The sequence below is a fragment of the Citrobacter sp. Awk 4 genome, from assembly GCF_028069725.1.
Taxonomy (GTDB): Bacteria; Pseudomonadota; Gammaproteobacteria; order Enterobacterales; family Enterobacteriaceae; genus Citrobacter_D.
In genome coordinates, this window is sequence record NZ_JANEWG010000001.1 from 47,519 (window position 1) to 66,104 (window position 18,586).

The 18,586-nt window shown below is 55.2% G+C and carries 15 protein-coding genes; 9 read left to right on the top strand and 6 right to left on the bottom strand.

The annotated features are described in order from the left end of the window. Positions 1-81: 81 nt before the first annotated feature. The 6 genes from fhuB to hrpB all read right to left on the bottom strand — a co-directional run bounded on the left by fhuB (position 82) and on the right by hrpB (position 11,363). Positions 82-2,064 (bottom strand): Fe(3+)-hydroxamate ABC transporter permease FhuB, encoded by a 1,983-nt coding sequence (gene fhuB, locus NNO04_RS00230; RefSeq protein ID WP_271442952.1) that lies wholly within the window; start codon positions 2,062-2,064, stop codon positions 82-84. After that, positions 2,061-2,951 carry a Fe(3+)-hydroxamate ABC transporter substrate-binding protein FhuD gene (gene fhuD / locus NNO04_RS00235; protein ID WP_271442953.1) on the bottom strand — a complete coding sequence of 297 codons (891 nt, stop codon included), beginning with the start codon at positions 2,949-2,951 and terminating at the stop codon, positions 2,061-2,063. The genes fhuB and fhuD overlap by 4 nt, the downstream gene beginning before the upstream one ends. Continuing rightward, positions 2,951-3,748, bottom strand: coding sequence for a Fe3+-hydroxamate ABC transporter ATP-binding protein FhuC (gene fhuC / locus NNO04_RS00240; protein WP_271442954.1), 798 nt, complete (start codon positions 3,746-3,748; stop codon positions 2,951-2,953). Before fhuC ends, fhuD begins: the two co-directional genes overlap by 1 nt. A 48-nt stretch (positions 3,749-3,796) precedes the next feature. Continuing rightward, positions 3,797-6,049 (bottom strand): ferrichrome porin FhuA, encoded by a 2,253-nt coding sequence (gene fhuA / locus NNO04_RS00245; protein WP_271442955.1) that lies wholly within the window; start codon positions 6,047-6,049, stop codon positions 3,797-3,799. A 220-nt stretch (positions 6,050-6,269) separates the two neighbouring features. Beyond that, entirely contained in the window at positions 6,270-8,804 is a 2,535-nt protein-coding gene (gene mrcB / locus NNO04_RS00250; RefSeq protein ID WP_271442956.1) for a bifunctional glycosyl transferase/transpeptidase, read from the bottom strand. 129 nt (positions 8,805-8,933) lie between these two features. After that, positions 8,934-11,363, bottom strand: coding sequence for an ATP-dependent helicase HrpB (gene hrpB, locus NNO04_RS00255; protein WP_271442957.1), 2,430 nt, complete (start codon positions 11,361-11,363; stop codon positions 8,934-8,936). A 73-nt stretch (positions 11,364-11,436) separates the two neighbouring features. Between hrpB and thpR the strand changes: the two genes are divergently transcribed. The 9 genes from thpR (at position 11,437) to panD (ending at position 18,586) form a co-directional block, all read left to right on the top strand. After that, the gene (gene thpR / locus NNO04_RS00260; RefSeq protein ID WP_271442958.1) at positions 11,437-11,967 is read left to right on the top strand and encodes an RNA 2',3'-cyclic phosphodiesterase; all 531 of its coding nucleotides are present in this window, start codon (positions 11,437-11,439) and stop codon (positions 11,965-11,967) included. Between the two features lie 13 nt (positions 11,968-11,980). Beyond that, the gene (gene sfsA, locus NNO04_RS00265; RefSeq protein ID WP_271442959.1) at positions 11,981-12,685 is read left to right on the top strand and encodes a DNA/RNA nuclease SfsA; all 705 of its coding nucleotides are present in this window, start codon (positions 11,981-11,983) and stop codon (positions 12,683-12,685) included. 177 nt (positions 12,686-12,862) lie between these two features. Next, on the top strand, positions 12,863-13,318 hold the full coding sequence (gene dksA, locus NNO04_RS00270) for an RNA polymerase-binding protein DksA (protein ID WP_003829221.1): 456 nt from the start codon (positions 12,863-12,865) through the stop codon (positions 13,316-13,318). Positions 13,319-13,390: 72 nt separating this feature from the next. Beyond that, positions 13,391-14,287, top strand: coding sequence for a tRNA glutamyl-Q(34) synthetase GluQRS (gene gluQRS, locus NNO04_RS00275; RefSeq protein WP_271442960.1), 897 nt, complete (start codon positions 13,391-13,393; stop codon positions 14,285-14,287). A gap of 59 nt (positions 14,288-14,346) precedes the next feature. Then, positions 14,347-15,744 carry a polynucleotide adenylyltransferase PcnB gene (pcnB, locus tag NNO04_RS00280; protein WP_271443039.1) on the top strand — a complete coding sequence of 466 codons (1,398 nt, stop codon included), beginning with the start codon at positions 14,347-14,349 and terminating at the stop codon, positions 15,742-15,744. Further along, a complete protein-coding gene (gene folK, locus NNO04_RS00285) occupies positions 15,741-16,220 on the top strand; it encodes a 2-amino-4-hydroxy-6-hydroxymethyldihydropteridine diphosphokinase (protein ID WP_271442961.1) in 480 nt (159 codons plus the stop codon). The genes pcnB and folK overlap by 4 nt, the downstream gene beginning before the upstream one ends. A 119-nt stretch (positions 16,221-16,339) precedes the next feature. Further along, a complete protein-coding gene (gene panB / locus NNO04_RS00290) occupies positions 16,340-17,131 on the top strand; it encodes a 3-methyl-2-oxobutanoate hydroxymethyltransferase (protein ID WP_271442962.1) in 792 nt (263 codons plus the stop codon). A 126-nt stretch (positions 17,132-17,257) separates the two neighbouring features. Continuing rightward, a complete protein-coding gene (panC, locus tag NNO04_RS00295) occupies positions 17,258-18,112 on the top strand; it encodes a pantoate--beta-alanine ligase (protein ID WP_271442963.1) in 855 nt (284 codons plus the stop codon). A 93-nt stretch (positions 18,113-18,205) separates the two neighbouring features. Further along, a complete protein-coding gene (gene panD / locus NNO04_RS00300; protein WP_271442964.1) occupies positions 18,206-18,586 on the top strand; it encodes an aspartate 1-decarboxylase in 381 nt (126 codons plus the stop codon).

Here is an 18,586-nt window from a genome sequence, read left to right on the forward strand (position 1 = left end):
TGCGCTATCAGGCAATACAATGCCGGGTGGCGCAGACGCCTTACCCGGCCTACCAATACACCATTTAAGCGCGTGGTATTATTATCGGCTCTGCTTTCTCAACAGATAAATAAAGTACGGCGCGCCAATAAACGTCGACAGCAATCCCGCCGGGATCTGATACGGGAACAGTACCATCCTGCCGCACCAGTCAGCGAAGACTAACAGCACGCCCCCCGCCAGCGCCGACATGATCATATGCGGCATCGTCCGACGAAAACCAACCATCCGCGCAATATGTGGCGCCATCAGTCCGACAAAGCTCAGCGGGCCAATGGTCATCGTTGCCGTCGCCGTCAGACACGCGGCCAACATCAGCAAGCCAATGCGCGAAGGCGTCAGCGCCATCCCCACGGCCCGTGCGGTATCGCCACCTAATGGTAAGATGGTCAGCCAACGGCGACACAGCGGCGCAATCGCCAGCAAAATCACCATCACAATCCCGGTATGCAACACTTGCTCACCCGAGGCGTTATAGGTCGAGCCAGAGATCCAGGTTAACACTTCCGCCATTCGTGGATCGCCGCTTGCCTGCAACATCATCAATAGCATGGTGAATGCCGTACTGAGCGCCATCCCCGCCAGTAACATACGGTGTGGAGAGAACCCGCCGCGCCCCGCGGCAATCATAATGATCAGCAACGTGGCTGCCGCGCCAAGACTCCCGGCAGGTAGCAGCCAGCCAAACGCATTACCCGGAACCAGAAACAGCATTAATACCACGCCAAACGCCGCACCGGAGCTTATCCCCAACACTTCCGGGCTCGCCATCGGGTTACCGGTCAGACGCTGAATAATACACCCGGCGACCGCCAGCATCACACCGGCAATCATGGCGGCCAGAATACGTGGCCAGCGCCAGGGCATTAACTCATCCAGCATTGCGCCGCTGGCCCACGTCCAGCCATGCACATCGCGTCCCAGTGAGAGCGCCACCATCATCACCGCCAGCAGCAACACGCCGCCTGCCAGCGCAAAACCCAGCACATGCTGTCGTTCGGTTGCAATCCTGTCATTCGCATTCATCGCTGGCATGCTCATGCTGCGCAGACGTGGCAGCAGCCACAGAAGCAGCGGCGCGCCAATCAACGCCGTTGCCGATCCGGTGGACACTTCCATCCACACCCGCGTCAGCCAGAGAATGATTTGATCGGAAAGCCAGAGGATCAGCGCGCCAATCAGCGGTGCCAGCATTAAACGCGCCAGCAGACGCCGTGCACCGAGCATTTTCGCGAGCAGCGGTGCAAACAGCCCGATGAAGCCAATAATCCCCACAGCGTTAACCAGTAGCGCACTGAGCACAATCGCCAGTGATAGCACCGCCAGGCGCGCCAGCGATAAGGCCAGCCCCAGATTTCGCGCCACACCGTCGTCTAACCCCATCAGGGTCATCGGGCGTAACAGCAGCAACGTGAGTATCACCCCGCCCAACAACTGCGGCCACAGACGCTGCACGACACCCCAGTCCGTTTGCGTCAGCGTCCCGGAACTCCAGAGAAACATACTTTGCAGTTGATCATGATGGAAAAGGACCATCAGTTGATTGATGGCACCGCAATACAAGCTGACGACCAGCCCGGCGAGAATTAACGTTACCGGAGACAGTCGTTTTCCCCATGCGACGCCAAACACCACGGCACCGACGACACAGGCTCCCGCCAGTGCGGCAAATTGCGTTGTCAACGCGCCGGGAAGCGCCCACAGAGTGGTGATGGTGATCCCCAGTTGCGCACCGGTTGCCACCCCCAGCGTCGTCGGCTCCGCCAGTGGGTTACGCAGCACCTGCTGAAAGAGTACCCCCACCAGACCCAGCCCAGCGCCCACCAGCAAAGAGATCGCCAGACGCGGCAACAAACTGTAGTGGAACAACATCTGCTCAACCACATCAATATCGGGTGACCACAACGCCTGCAGCCACTGGCGACAAGGCAGTGCAATCGAGAAATTAGTCCAGGTTAGCCCGGCGGCGGCAATCAGCAGTACCGCCAGAAATGCTGCCGGAAACAGCGCAATACGTTTACTCACGCCTTGCCTCCCAACGCATTATCCAGAATACGAACAAAACTCATGGTGGAAAGCGTTGCGCCATAGAACCAGACGGCGGGCACCTGCTGAAAACGCCCGGCACGCACAAACGGCATCGCCTGCCACAGCGGCGTCGCCATCAATGCTTCCATCTCACGCTGATTACCGTGATCAAAGCAGATAACATCAGCCTCTTTATAGGCCGCCAGACGATCAATCCCCACCACGGTGCTTCCCCAAAAATTGGTTTCACCCTGCCAGGCATTGCGAATGCCATACTCATCCAGCACCGGCTGAAAGAGGCAATTCGGCCCGAAGATCAGCATATGACGCGAATCCAGCAGGCTCGTGATCAGCAACGGTCTCTCTCCACGCTGCGTAAAACGTGTTTTATGGCTTTCGATAAAGCTGTCGAACTCCGCCAGATGGCGTTGGGCTGCGGGTTCCACATCGAGAAGTTGCGCCATCTCAGTGAGCGACTGGCGCGCCACTGCTAAGGGATTTTTGCCGTCACTGAAGTTAAACCCACGCCCTGGCGCAATACGTGCCAGCTTCTCAGGCGAAGGGCCGTATCCTGCCGACCAGAACATAAATGAAGGTTTCATCTCGGTCAGCAGTTCCAGATTCGGCTCCGTACGCAAACCCACGTCAATCACGGAATCCGGCAACGGCGGTTCGTTGACCCACAAACGGTAGTTAGGAATATCCGCCACGCTGTACGGCGTAATACCCAGCGCCAGCAGGAGCTCTACCGGCAGCCATTCCAGCGCCACAATACGTTGCAGGTCAACAGAGGCGGCGCGCGCCTGCCCCATTTTCCAGAGCAACGGAGAAAGCGCCATCGCGGTTAATAAGCGACGGCGAGAAAGAGGATATAAGCCACTCATTAATAAACAAAACTCACAGGTGCGGCGCCTGCAGGGTGCGGTAGAATCCCCATCGGGATGCCGTAAATCTGTTCCAGCGTTTCACCACGCATCAGTTCGGCAGGCGTTCCCTGCGCGATCATTTCACCGCCACGCAGCGCGACCAGATAGTCGCAGTAGCGCGCAGCCATGTTGATATCATGAAGCACGGCAATCACGGTCAGGCCGCGCTGCTGGCTTAAACGGTGCACCAACGCCAGCACATCAACCTGATGCGCAATATCCAGCGCCGAGGTAGGTTCATCAAGCAACAGGCAGCGACTATCCTGCGCCACCAGCATCGCTATCCATGCCCGCTGACGTTCGCCGCCGGAAAGACTATCCACCAGCCGATGCGCCAACGGTTTTAAGCCAACCAACGCAATCGCTTCTTCCACTTTCTCTCTGTCGGCCACGCCAAAACGTCCCAATGCGCCATGCCACGGATAACGCCCAATCGCGACAAGTTCACGCACCGTCATCCCTTCAGCCTGCGGTAACTGCTGGGGCAGATAAGCAACTTTGCGCGCAAACCCTTTGCTGCTCCAGTTTTCCAGTAGCTGATCATCCAACAGAATCTCACCTTCTGAAGGCGGCTGATGTCGCCCCAGCATTTTCAGCAGGGTGGATTTACCTGAGCCGTTATGCCCGATAAGTCCGGTCACTTTGCCGACAGGAAAGGTTAGAGAGAGAGGATGCAGCAGCGTGCGTCCAGGCACGCGAAAGGAGACATTGCGCAATGCAAACGTCGTGTCGGGATGGGTTGTGTTTTCCTGCATAGCGGCCAACTTGTATAGCGGGCACGGAAAACCGTGCCCTAAGAGAAATTAGAAACGGAAGGTTGCGGTTGCAACAACCTGACGTTCCGCGCCCCAGAAGCAACCATACGTGTTGAAGCAGCTGGCGACGTATTCACGATCAAGCAGGTTGTTGACGTGGAGCGCCACGTTGGAACCCGCCATACCCACGCGAGCCAGGTCGTAGCGTACTAACGCATCCATAACGGCATAACTGCCCACTTTAAAGGAGTTTGCCGGGTCACCATAGCTTGAGCTGCTAAAACGTCCCCCGGTACCCAGCGTCAGACCAGACAATGCGCCATCATAAAAGGTGTAATCCCCCCACAGTGATGCCATGTGTTCCGGCACCTGTGCAGGCGTGTTGCCTTTGTATTTGGTGTCCGTCGTGTATTCAACATCGGTATAAGTATATGAACCGACGATGTTAACACTTGCTGACAGCGCCGCTTTCGCTTCGATCTCAACGCCACGCGCACGGATCTCACCACCGTCAACCGAGAAGAATGAACCCGCCGTCGGGTCCGCCATCAGGTTGTTGGTTTTCGTCAGTTGATACAGCGCACCGGTAATCACGATCGGGCGATCTTTCGGTACATACTTCACGCCGACTTCGTATTGTTTGCCTTTTGAAGGGGCAAACAGATTGCCTTGCGCATCAGTCTGTGAAGACGGTTCAAACGATTCGCTGTAGCTGAAGTAAGGTGTCACACCGTTATCGAACAGGTAGTTAACACCGCCACGCCAGGTGAACTCTCGATCATCACGGGAATCATGAGTACCGTAAACACGGTTAAACGACTCCTGATCGGCCCAGTCATAACGACCGCCCAATGTTACCAGAACTTTATCCCACTGCGCCTGATCCTGGATATACAACCCTGTCTGCTTCTGCTTGTTCAGCACTTGATAAGGGCCTGAAGGACCAGGATGTGAACCAAAATCGAAGTCGCCGCGGTCAAGGTTGTAAATGTCAGACGGCGGAACTGAGCCGGCGTAGCCAAACCAGGAATCAATGTCATTACGCATACGCATAAAGTCGACGCCAGTCAGCAGGACATGGTCGACGTCGCCTGTCGCAAAGCTGCTCTGCAACTGGGTATCAACGGCGAAGTTCTCTAACTTCTCATTATCGATAACATATTGACGGGTCAGCGTATGCCCCCACTCAGACTGCGGAACACTGGCGCAAGGACTGGTGGACGGGTTACTCGAATAGAGCGGATCGGAACACATGCCGTATCCGTACACGCTTTTCTGCGAAACCTTATTTTGCGCGTAACGCAGGTTCTGGCGCACGGTAAAGGTGTCGTTAAATTCGTGATCGAAGCTGTAGCCCACCATCTTCTCGTTACGAGAGTAGGTATTGTTATCAGCGCCTTCGTTGAAATCGGTAGGCAGACGTTTACCGTTCGGCAATTCAGACACGGTCCCCTCTTTCGGCAACCAGCCGTAGTAACCGGTTTCCGGCTCGTTCTGGAAATAAGAGAGGAAGGTGAAGTTGGTCTTGTCATCCGGACGCCAGGAGAAAGACGGCGCGATGGCGTAACGCTGTTCTTCTGCGCCTTGCTGCTGCGCATCGGCGGAACGCGCCAGGCCGGTTAAGCGATAAGAGTAAACGCCATCGTCATCCAGCGAATCGCTGAAGTCAAACCCGGTCTGGAACAGGTTGTCGGTGCCCATTTTAAACTGAACTTCTTTCAGGGGCTCCGTGGTTGGACGCTTGCTGACCATATTCAGTAAGCCGCCCGGGTTGCTCTTTCCGTACAGAACGGAAACCGGACCGCGCATCACTTCAGCGCGCTCCAGCATATAAGGGTCGATAACCGCATCATTGTAGAAGTTGCCCTGCATCTTCAGGCCATTCAGATAGTTATTCTGGCTTTGGCCATCGGCAGCGAAACCGCGGATAATCAGATAGTCATAAGTGTTTGACGCGCCACGAGTGCCCACCGCCACACCGGGGGTATAGCTGAGCGCCTCTTTTACGGATTTAGGCTGGTGCAGCGCCATCTCTTCGGCAGTGACCACAGAAATAGACTGTGGAACTTTTTGAATAGGGGTATCCGTTTTGGTTGCCGTAGCGGACTGTCGTGCTGCGATGGTGGCTGCGGGTCCCCATGCGCTTTCCTGCGGGGCAGGTGCGGCAGTAACAGTAATGGTCTCTTCTTTCGGTTGAACCGCTGCCTGTGCATAGACAGACATGCCGCTAACCGCTGTGGCTACTACGACTGCGATTTTACGCAGCGAGTAGTTTGGCTGAGCAGTTTTATAACGCGCCATTGGTATATCTCTGATGAAAAGTGAATGATAACGTAAACGAGAATTATTATTATGACGGCAGCATGATATTCGAAACGCTGGCGAGATCGCAAGCGATACGCGACCCTATGAAAACTGAGGGGTTAAGAAATAACCAGATGAAAAAAAGGGGTTAATGAGTCAGGTGAATTTGCCTTACCTGACGGCAAAGAAAAACCCGCCGAAGCGGGTTTTGAGGGCATTAATTACTGCCAAACATATCCTTTATCCAGCCTGCTACGCCGTCACCGTCTTTCTTCTCCTGCTGCGGCGGTTGCTGTTGTTGCTGCTGCTGCGGCTGAGATGACTGGTCAAACGGATTACCCGATTGCGGTTGTTGCATCATCTCTCCCTGCTGACACAGCGAATCAGGATCGGTAGTCCAGACCGGGAGCGTACGCATTCCGCCGCCACACACAAAGTTGCCGTCGTAATCCACGCCCATATCCACAATGTCTTCCGGCGGTGTTAACACCAGCGGAGTTGGCGTCTGGTTGGCCAGGTAACGCTGATAAATCGACATCGCACCACTGGCGCCGTACAGTTTGGTTGGCTGGTTGTTATCACGGCCCACCCAGGTAATGGTGACCTGGCTACCGTCGATACCGGCAAACCAGGTATCCACGTTATTGTTGGTGGTCCCGGTTTTACCGGCCAAATGCAGTCCCGGATATTTCGCACCCAGCTGACGTCCGGTACCACGCTGTATAACCTGCTGCATGGTCCACAGCGTCATATAGGCCGCCTGTGCCGGAACCGCGCGTTCCGCCTGCGGGAAGCTCTGATAAAGCACCGAGCCATCTTCAGCAATCACCGAACGTAACGCCGACAACGGCGCACGGTTACCGCCGCTGGCGATCGTCTGGAACGCCTGCGCGACTTCGATTGGCGTCAGGTTCAACGCCCCGAGCAGCATCGCTGGCACCGGATTAAGCTGATCTTTCGGCGCGCCCAGTTTCAGCCAGGTATCGGTGACGGCAGGCAGTCCCAGCGCCATCCCCAGATTCACCGTCGGCACGTTCATTGAACGCGTCAGAGCATCCACCAGCATCACTTTACCGCTCTCGCTGTAGCGACGGTCATCGTTCTGCGGCGACCAGACCTGACCGTTTGGCTGACGAAGGGCAATCGGCGCATCGGCGATCCAGGTATTGAGACGATACAACTTCGGCTGACTGAGCGCGGTCAGATAGGTCGCCGGTTTCGCCAGAGAGCCAATGGAACGACGCGCCTGCATGGCGCGGTTATAACCGGCAAACTGCGGTTCAGCCCCGCCCACCATCGCACGCACTTCGCCGCTGAAGCGGTCAACCACCACGATCGCCGTTTCCAGATCGCTGAGTTTGCGTTGTTTCTTCAGTACCGGAATCCCCTCAACGGCGGCTTTCTCTGCGGCATCCTGCGCCACCGAGTCAAACGTCGTGAAGATCTTCACCCCGGAGAGATCTTTAACCTTGTCGCCCAGCTTCGCCTGTAGCTCCTGACGCACCATCTGCATGAACGCCGGTTGCGGAGAGATCACCCCGCCGCGCGGCTGTACGCCCAACGGACGCGCGCTCAGCATTTCGTAAAGTTCCTGGTCAATGATTTGCTGCTGTTGCAGCAGACGTAATACCAGGTTACGACGCTCCAGCGCCAGTTTCGGGTTACGCCACGGGTTATAGATGGACGCCCCTTTCACCATCCCCACCAGCAAGGCTTGCTGATCAAGGCTCAGTTCCTCAACCGGACGCCCAAAATAGTACAAACTCGCCAGCGGGAAGCCGCGAATTTCATTGTCGCCGCTCTGACCGAGGTACACTTCGTTCATGTACAGTTCGAGAATACGGTCCTTGCTGTAACGCGCATCCATCAACAGCGCCATGTAGGCTTCGTTGGCTTTACGCCAGTAGGAACGTTCGCTGGAGAGGAAGAGGTTTTTCACCAGTTGCTGAGTCAGCGTACTCGCCCCCTGCACCGTACGTCCGGCCGTCAGGTTCGCCAGCACCGCGCGCCCGATGGAATACAGGCTGACCCCATCATGCTCATAAAAATGACGATCTTCGGTCGCTAACAGCGTATCCACCAGCAGATCCGGGAAGCCGTTACGCGGTACAAACAGACGCTGTTCGCCGTTCGGTGAAGAGAGCATCGTGATCAGGCGCGGATCGAGACGGAAGAAACCGAACTGGCGGTTGTTGTCCATGTTCTCGATGGTGTCGAGATGATCGCCATCAAACGTCAAACGCGCCCGTACCTGCCCTTCTTTGCTATCCGGGAAGTCAAACGGGCGACGAATCATCTCAATGCTGTTCGCATGCACGGTGAACTCGCCAGGACGCGTCATTTTCGACACCTGACGATACTGCGTCGCTTCCAGCAACTTCACCATTTCGGTTTTGCTGACCGGCATTTCCGGCTCAAGGTTCACCATGCGGCCATAGACTGCCGCAGGCAATTGCCAGACTTTGCCATCAATACGGCTACGGATTTTTTGATCCAGATAGACGCCGTAAATGGCAATCAGCACCACAAAAACAATCGACAGTTTTAGCAACAGCCAGACCCAGCCGCGCTTACCACGAGGCTTACCGCCTTTGCCTTTACCCTTACGCGGCATCGGTTCTTCATCCTCATAGTCATCATCATAATCGTCGTCATACTCTTCATCTCTGAGTCGACGACGGCTCACTTTTTGTTTCACCGGACGTGTCGGTTTCCCTTTACGCCCGATTGGCTCGCGGTCATTCCCGGCCATGCTTTTTCTCCACAACGTTCAGGCGCAAGGGCCTGATTCTCTGTTCTTCCGCCAGAGGACAGAAGAAGAAATCTCTCAATTATTGGGCTGTTTTGCCGGATGGCGCTTCACTTACCCGGCCTACAAATATTACGAATACTTTTTGGTACGCCGCGTCGGCGCGGTATTCGCCGGATCGTCCGGCCACACATGTTTGGGATAGCGTCCTTTCATCTCCTTTTGCACCTCACGGTAGGCGCCCTGCCAGAACGCACTTAAATCCCGCGTGATTTGCAGCGGTCGCTGCGCCGGTGATAATAACTCCAGCACCAGCGGAACGCGCCCCTGAGCAATAGTAGGTGTTTGCGCTTCTCCAAACATCTCCTGCATTCTGACGGCCAGCGCAGGCGGGTTATCGTCATGATAGCGAATGGCTATCCGGCTTCCCGTCGGCACAGTGTAATGCGCAGGCAGTTCACTATCCAGACGTTGCAGCATAGACCAGTCCAGCAAACTGCGTAACGCCAGACCAATATTCACGGCCTTAAGCCCACGCAGAGAATGCACACCGGTCATCTGCGGCAGTAACCAGGATTCCAGACTAGCCAGCAAAGAAGCCTCATCCACGGCAGGCCACGCGTACTCCGGCAGCCATTTTGCCGCACAGTGCAAACGCAGGCGTAGCTGCTCGGCTTCCGGCGTCCAGTTGAGCACACTTAAGCCTTTATCGCGAATGCCATTCAGCATCGCCTGATGCAGTTCGTCTTCAGAAGGTTTGGCAAGCGGCTGAACTTTTACCGTCAGTTGCCCGATACGCAACCGTCGTAGCGCTTTCAGCGTACCTTGCGCGTCATCCCACTCAACCGTATCGGATTGCTGCAAGAGTGCGGGACACGTCTGAATAAGCGCGTCGATGTCCAGCGGCAGCGCCAGCAAAATACGCGCATCCGGTGAAGCGCTCCCTTGCAACAGCAGTGGCGCTATCAGCCACTCATGGCGGCCCAGCGCGTCATCGGCATCCAGTTTTGCCCCCATCCCGTTTGCCAGTTGATAGCGTCCATCCAGCCCGCGCCGACGCGCGATGCGATCGGCAAATGCCTGGGCAAGCAACGGGGCTATGAAATGACTGTCCGGTTCCGTGGCTGGCATGTTGAGCCGCTTCAGAAGTTGCTGACTGCGCTGCTGCCAGCCTGGATGATGGCGTGAAAACGCGACGCTTAAATCACTGTTCCCTCCCCGCGGCGGCTCTTCAAGCATCGCCGCAAGCTTTGCAGCCGTTGCGGCTTCACTGCTATTGCTGGCGCTAACCAGCATCGCCGCCAGTCGGGGATCGTTGCCGAGCGCCGCCATTTTTTGACCGGTTGCGCTCAGGCGATCGCCCTCCAGTGCGTTCAGCATCTGTAACAGCCGCTTAGCCGCCAGTAGATTGGTCGCTGGCGGAAGATCTAACCAGGTGAGCTCGGCGGGATCGTGACATCCCCACTGCAACAACTCCATCAACACACCCGACAGGTCGCTTTGTAAAATCTCAGGCTCACTTTGCGCCGCTGCTCTTTCTGCCTGATCTTTAGGAAGAAGGTGAAGACAGATACCCGGCTCCAGTCGTCCCGCACGCCCTGCACGCTGTGTCATGGAGGCCTGACTGACGCGCTGGGTTATCAGGCGCGTGAGCCCCGTTCGCGCGTCAAAACGTGCCACGCGCTCCTGCGCGCTGTCCACCACCAGACGGATCCCTTCGATGGTTAAACTGGTTTCAGCAATATTGGTTGCCAGCACCACTTTGCGCATCCCGGCTGGCGCAGGCAAAATGGCTTTCCGCTGATCATCCAACGACAATGCGCCGTAGAGTGGGCAAAGCAGAACATCGCTCCCCACGCGTGAAGTCAGGTGTTCCTGTACGCGCTGGATCTCCCCCACGCCGGGTAAAAACAGCAGCAACGACCCCGATTCGCTGCGCAGCAAATCCGCCGTGGCAATCGCCACCGCCTCATCGAAACGCAGTTGAGCCGCCAGTGGCTGGTATCGACGCTCGACAGGAAAGGCGCGCCCTTCAGAGACCACCACTGGCGCATCCGGCAGTTGCTGCTGTAAGCGATCGTTATCCAGCGTCGCGGACATGATCAGCAGTTTTAAATCATCACGCAGCCCCTGCTGTACGTCCAACAGCAGCGCCAGCGCAAGGTCAGCCTGCACACTGCGCTCGTGAAATTCATCGAGGATCACCATCCCGATGCCGTTAAGCTCCGGGTCGCGCTGGATCATTCTGGTCAGCACGCCTTCGGTGACCACTTCAAGGCGCGTCTGCGGCCCTACGCAACTTTGCGCCCGCATCCGGTAGCCTACCGTTTCACCGGTTTTTTCGTTCAGGAGTTCCGCCAGTCGCTGTGCCACATTGCGCGCCGCCAGACGGCGTGGCTCCAACAGGATAATCCGCCCCTGGATACCTTTATGCGTCAGAAACTGCAGCGGCAGCCAGGTTGATTTCCCGGCGCCGGTTGGTGCGGTCAATAAGACCTGGGGAGCGTTATCAAGGGCTGTGAGCAGTTCAGGCAGTACAGCGGCTACAGGCAACGACGTCACAAATGACTCCAGAGGGTTAACTTTCTTCGCGCTGCATTGTAGCATCGCGTTAATTCATAACCGAGTACCCATCATGACTGAGCCAAAACGGCTGTTCTTTGCGATTGAATTGCCCGGCCCTGTTCGTGAGCAAATTATCACCTGGCGCGCCGCCCATTTTGCCCCCGAGGAGGGTCGTCCGGTGGCCAGCGCAAATCTGCATCTGACGCTAGCCTTCCTGGGCGAAGTCAGCCCGGAAAAACAACAGGCGCTGTCACAGCTTGCCGGGCGCATTCGTCAACCAGGATTTACGCTCAACCTGGATGACGCGGGCCAGTGGCTACGTTCGCGCGTTGTCTGGCTGGGGATGCGCCAGCCGCCACGGGGACTGCTGCAACTGGCCAACATGTTGCGGGCGCAGGCCGCACGCAGCGGCTGTTATCAGAGTCCTCAACCTTTTCATCCGCATATCACCCTGCTGCGCGACGCCAGTCACGCCGTGGCAATTCCGCCGCCAGGTTTTTGCTGGTCGTTTCCGGTGACAGAATTTTCCCTTTATGCCTCGTCGTTCGAGCGGGGACGTACACGATATACAGCACTACAACGCTGGACGCTTGCCGAATAATCAAGGACTTCAGATGAAATTTTCTCCCCCTTTACAGCGTGCGACGCTGATTCAGCGCTATAAGCGTTTTTTGGCCGATGTCACCACGCCCGACGGCACGGAATTAACGTTGCACTGCCCTAATACAGGGGCAATGACCGGTTGTGCGACAGCAGGCGATACCGTTTGGTATTCGACGTCAGAAAATACGAAGCGAAAATATCCTCATACCTGGGAATTAACTGAAACGCAGTCCGGCGCATTCATTTGCGTAAATACGTTGTGGGCGAACCGATTAACGAAAGAGGCAATAGAAAATAACCACCTGCCGGAATTGTCAGGCTACAGTGTATTGAAAAGCGAAGTAAAATATGGCGTCGAACGCAGCCGAATTGATTTTATGTTACAGGCAGATTCCCGACCCGACTGCTATATTGAAGTAAAATCGGTTACGTTGGCGGAAAAAGAGTATGGTTATTTTCCCGATGCCGTTACTGAACGAGGTCAGAAACATCTTCGGGAACTGATGAGCGTAGCGGCTGCTGGCCATCGCGCCGTGGTGTTATTTGCGGTGCTGCACACAGCCATTACACGGTTTTCACCCGCGCGGCATATCGATGCAAAATATGCGCGACTCCTGATTGAAGCACAACAAAAGGGGGTAGAAATTCTGGTTTATAAAGCGGAACTTTCTGCCGAAGGCATGACTCTTAATGAACCGTTGCCCATTACATTGTAGTGGTAAAAACAACTGGTTAATTAGTATTCTGGCCGCGTGCGCAAATACGCTTTTCCTCACAGGGTTGTCAAGTGTTACGTATAGATAATTGCTATCCGGAAAAGCATCTGCTATTTATAGCGACCTGATTTTTCCCCCGAACATGGGGATCGATAGTGCGTGTTAAGGAGAAGCAACATGCAAGAAGGGCAAAACCGTAAAACATCGTCCCTGAGTATTCTCGCCATCGCTGGGGTGGAGCCGTACCAGGAGAAGCCGGGCGAAGAGTATATGAACGAAGCCCAGCTGTCGCACTTCAGACGTATTCTGGAAGCATGGCGTAATCAACTTAGGGATGAAGTCGATCGCACTGTAACTCATATGCAGGACGAAGCTGCGAACTTCCCTGATCCGGTGGACCGTGCCGCACAGGAAGAAGAGTTCAGTCTTGAACTGCGTAACCGCGATCGTGAACGCAAATTGATCAAAAAGATCGAGAAAACGCTGAAGAAAGTAGAAGACGAAGATTTCGGCTACTGCGAATCCTGCGGTGTGGAAATTGGTATTCGTCGTCTGGAAGCGCGTCCGACAGCCGATCTGTGCATCGACTGCAAAACGCTGGCTGAGATTCGCGAAAAACAAATGGCGGGTTAATCCCGGCCATTTTAGCCACCTTCAATCCAGGCGGGAGTCACTCCCGCCTTATTTTTTTATGTTTCTTAAGACATGACAGACTCACACTATATTGGCCGTTTCGCCCCTTCCCCTTCCGGCGAGCTACACTTTGGTTCGTTGATCGCAGCCCTGGGCAGTTACTTACGGGCGCGTGCGCAAAAGGGTATCTGGCGAGTGCGCATTGAAGACATTGACCCTCCTCGTGAAGTTCCCGGTGCCGCAGACACTATCCTGCGTCAGCTGGAACATTACGGTCTGTACTGGGACGGCGACATAGTGTGGCAATCCCAGCGCCATGATGCCTACCGGGAAGCGCTGGCCTGGCTCTGTGAACAAGGTCTGAGCTACAACTGCACATGCTCGCGTGCCCGGATCCAAAGCCTTGGCGGGATCTACGACGGCCACTGCCGCAATCTGGCTCATGGACCGGAACACGCTGCCGTGCGTATTAAACAACAGCGCCCCGTCACCGAGTTTTATGATGTGCTGCGCGGGGATATCCAGGCGGACCGTCATCTGGCGCAAGAAGATTTTATTATTCATCGTCGCGACGGTTTGTTTGCCTATAACCTCGCCGTGGTGGTGGACGATCATTTTCAGGGCATCACGGAAATCGTGCGCGGCGCGGACTTAATCGAACCCACCGTTCGACAAATCTCGTTGTATCAACAATTCGGCTGGCAAGCGCCTGACTATATTCATCTTCCGCTGGCGCTCAACGAACAAGGCGCTAAACTCTCCAAGCAGAATCATGCACCTGCGCTGCCGCATGGCGATCCGCGCCCGGTACTTATTGATGCATTACGCTTCCTGGGTCAGAACGTCGCGTTAGAATGGCAGGACATGAATGTGGAAGAATTGCTGCAATATGCGGTGAAGAACTGGACGCTTGCGACAGTGCCTGCATCGTCTATTGTAAATTCAGCGTTCTCAAACGCGTCATGCTGAGCTATGATTAGCCGCTATTTTTTTGTCCTGATTGAAGTTTGACACTACCGAGGTGCACTATTTTTACCCGAGTCGCTAATTTTTGCCGCAAAGTGCTAAGTCGCGAAGAGAGCGAGGCTGAACTGGTCGTCGCCCGTCCTCATATGACGGTAATCCCGCGTGAACAGCACGGAATTTCCCGCAAAGATATCAGTGAAAATGCCCTGAAGGTAATGTACAGGCTCAATAAGGCGGGTTACGAAGCCTGGCTGGTCGGCGGCGGTGTGCGCGATCTTCTGCTCGGCAAAAAACCGAAAGATTTCGACGTAACGACCAACGCGACGCCTGATCAGGTACGTAAACTGTTTCGCAACTGTCGTCTGGTTGGTCGCCGGTTCCGCCTGGCCCACGTCATGTTTGGCCCGGAAATCATCGAAGTGGCCACCTTCCGTGGTCATCATGAAGGCGGCGACACTGACCGCACCACGTCTCAGCGCGGACAAAACGGCATGCTGTTGCGCGACAACATCTTTGGATCTATTGAAGAAGATGCGCAACGTCGTGATTTCACGATCAACAGCCTCTATTACAGCGTGGCTGATTTTACCGTGCGTGATTATGTCGGCGGCATGAAGGATCTGGAAGACGGCGTGATCCGTCTGATCGGTAATCCGGAAACGCGTTACCGCGAAGATCCCGTACGTATGTTACGCGCTGTCCGTTTTGCGGCAAAACTCGACATGCGTATCAGTCCGGAAACCGCAGAGCCTATTCCGCGCCTGGCGGCACTGCTCAATGATATTCCTCCTGCACGTCTGTTTGAAGAATCGCTGAAACTTCTGCAGGCGGGATATGGTTTCGAAACCTATAAAAAACTGTGCGAATACAGTCTGTTCCAGCCCCTGTTCCCGACCATCACGCGCTATTTCACCGAAAACGGCGATAGCGCAATGGAACGCATCATCGCGCAAGTACTGAAGAACACCGACAACCGTATCCACAATGATATGCGCGTCAACCCGGCATTCCTGTTCGCCGCTATGTTCTGGTACCCGTTGCTTGAGATGGCGCAGAAAATTGCGCAAGAGAGCGGTCTGTCTTATTACGACGCGTTTGCATTAGCCATGAATGATGTGCTGGACGAAGCTTGCCGCTCGCTGGCGATCCCCAAACGCCTGACATCGCTCACGCGTGATATCTGGCAGCTCCAGTTGCGTATGTCTCGCCGTCAGGGTAAACGCGCCTGGAAGCTGATGGAACATCCTAAGTTCCGTGCGGCTTACGATTTACTGGCTCTGCGCGCAGAAGTAGAAAACAACGCTGAACTGCAGCGTCTGGCGCAGTGGTGGGGAGAATTTCAGGTCTCTGCTCCACCTGAGCAAAAAGGCATGTTGAACGAGCTGGATGAAGAACCGGCCGCCCGTCGACGTCATCGCCGCCCACGCAAACGCGCTCCGCGTCGTGAGGGCAGTGCATGACCCTTGCGTATATCGCAATTGGCAGTAATCTGGCCTCTCCACTGGAGCAGGTTAATGCGGCAATTCAGGCGCTGGGTGAGATCCCGGAAAGCCGGATTGTCGCGCTCTCCTCGTTTTACCGCACCCCACCGCTGGGACCGCAGGATCAACCCGACTATCTGAACGCCGCCGTGGCGCTGGAAACGACGCTTCTGCCGGAAACGCTGCTGAACCATACCCAACGTATTGAGTTACAACAGGGGCGTGTTCGTAAAGCGGAGCGCTGGGGACCCCGCACGTTGGACCTCGATATCATGCTGTTTGGCGATCACGTGATTAACACTGAACGCCTGACCATTCCCCACTATGACATGAAAAACCGTGGCTTTATGCTGTGGCCGCTGTTTGAAATTGCACCTGAGTGGGTATTTCCAGATGGCATCACATTGCACCAGCAACTCACTCTGTTGGCAGCAGAAAAGCCTGCCCTCTGGTAACTTTGACGTCCCGATTAACATTTTCTGCGGACGCATTAATCATTTCCTTAAAATAATTGCCCCCCTGACTGCTGCTGTTAGAATGCCGGATAATGATACTTTTATGATCCGGAAATGTTATGAAACCGACTACCATTTCGTTACTGCAGAAACACAAACAAGACAAAAAACGCTTCGCCACCATTACCGCTTACGACTACAGCTTTGCCAAACTGTTTGCTGATGAAGGGCTGAACGTGATGCTGGTGGGCGACTCACTTGGCATGACGGTACAAGGCCACGATACCACCCTGCCAGTGACCGTTGAGGACGTTGCCTATCACACCCGAGCTGTACGTCGCGGCGCGCCGAACAGCCTGATCCTGGCTGACCTGCCGTTTATGGCTTACGCCACGCCAGAACAGGCGTTTGAGAATGCGGCGGTGGTCATGCGCGCGGGCGCGAACATGGTCAAAATCGAGGGTGGCGCGTGGCTGGTGAATACCGTAAAAATGCTGACAGAACGCGCGGTTCCGGTTTGCGGGCATCTGGGTTTAACGCCACAATCAGTCAATATCTTCGGTGGTTATAAAATTCAGGGGCGCGGCGATGCCGGTCAGACGCTGTTCGACGACGCGCTGGCACTGGAAGCGGCAGGCGCACAGTTGCTGGTACTGGAGTGCGTTCCGGTCGAACTGGCGAAGCGGATCACTGAAGCTCTTTCCATTCCGGTGATCGGTATTGGCGCAGGCAACGTCACCGACGGGCAGATCCTCGTGATGCATGACGCGTTTGGTATCACCGGTGGACATATTCCAAAATTTGCCAAAAATTTCCTGGCAGAAGCGGGCGACATCCGCGCCGCAGTGCGGCAGTATATTGCCGAGGTGGAGTCCGGCGTCTATCCGGGCGAAGAACACAGTTTTCATTAAGCAACGTTTGGATCGTGTAGGCCGGATAATACGTGTGGTGTCTCCATCCGGCATTTGTGCAGAGACGCCTGATGGCGCTGCACTTATCAGGCCTACGGATAATCAGGCCACTAAAGGAGTCCTGTTGTGTTAATTATTGAAACCCTGCCGCTGCTACGCCAGCATATCCGTCGTCTGCGTCAGGAGGGCAAACGTGTTGCACTGGTCCCCACCATGGGCAACCTGCATGATGGTCATATGAAACTGGTTGACGAAGCCAAAAGCCGCGCTGACGTCGTGGTGGTCAGTATTTTCGTTAACCCGATGCAATTTGACCGTCCGGACGATCTGGTGCGTTATCCCCGCACGCTGCAGGAAGACTGCGAAAAGCTGAACAAGCGCAAAGTCGATCTGGTCTTTGCTCCCGCGCCTGACCAAATTTACCCGCACGGTACCGAAGGGCAGACCTACGTTGACGTACCGGGCCTCTCCACCATGCTGGAAGGGGCCAGTCGCCCGGGCCATTTCCGCGGCGTTTCCACTATCGTCAGCAAGTTATTCAATCTGGTGCAGCCAGACGTCGCCTGCTTTGGCGAGAAGGATTTTCAGCAACTGGCGCTCATCCGCAAAATGGTTGCCGATATGGGCTACGACATTGAAATCGTTGGCGTACCTATCATCCGGGCCAAAGACGGTCTGGCCCTGAGTTCTCGTAACGGCTACCTGACGGCTGAACAACGTAAAATCGCCCCTGGCTTACACAAAGTCATGAAGGGTATTGCCGGGAAATTACAGGCCGGAAATCGGGACTGCGAAGAGATGATCGCCATTGCCGAGCAAGAGCTCAACGAAAAAGGCTTCCGCGCTGATGATATTCAGATCCGTGATGCCGACACCCTGTTGGAATTAACGGATACCAGCAAACGTGCGGTCATCCTTGTTGCTGCATGGCTGGGCCAGGCGCGTCTTATCGACAACCAGAGCGTCGAATTAACCCAGTAGACAGGGGTTAAAAATCGGGCAATACTGCCTGGAATTTCCTGAAGCTGTTATAAATATCAGCTTTGTTATCGGTATGGTAGAAAGGTAGAAGTTATGATTCGCACTATGTTGCAGGGCAAACTCCATCGCGTGAAAGTGACTCAGGCGGACCTGCATTACGAAGGGTCTTGCGCTATTGACCAGGATTTTCTCGACGCGGCGGGCATTCTCGAGAACGAAGCCATTGATATCTGGAACGTCACCAACGGCAAGCGTTTCTCAACCTATGCCATTGCGGCTGAACGCGGTTCTAAAATTATCTCCGTGAACGGTGCGGCGGCACACTGCGCCAGCGTGGGCGATATTGTGATTATCGCCAGTTTCGTGACCATGTCTGACGAAGAAGCGCGTCGCTGGCATCCCAAAGTGGCCTACTTTGAAGGTGACAACGAAATGAAACGCACGGCGAAGGCGATCCCGGTACAAGTTGCCTGA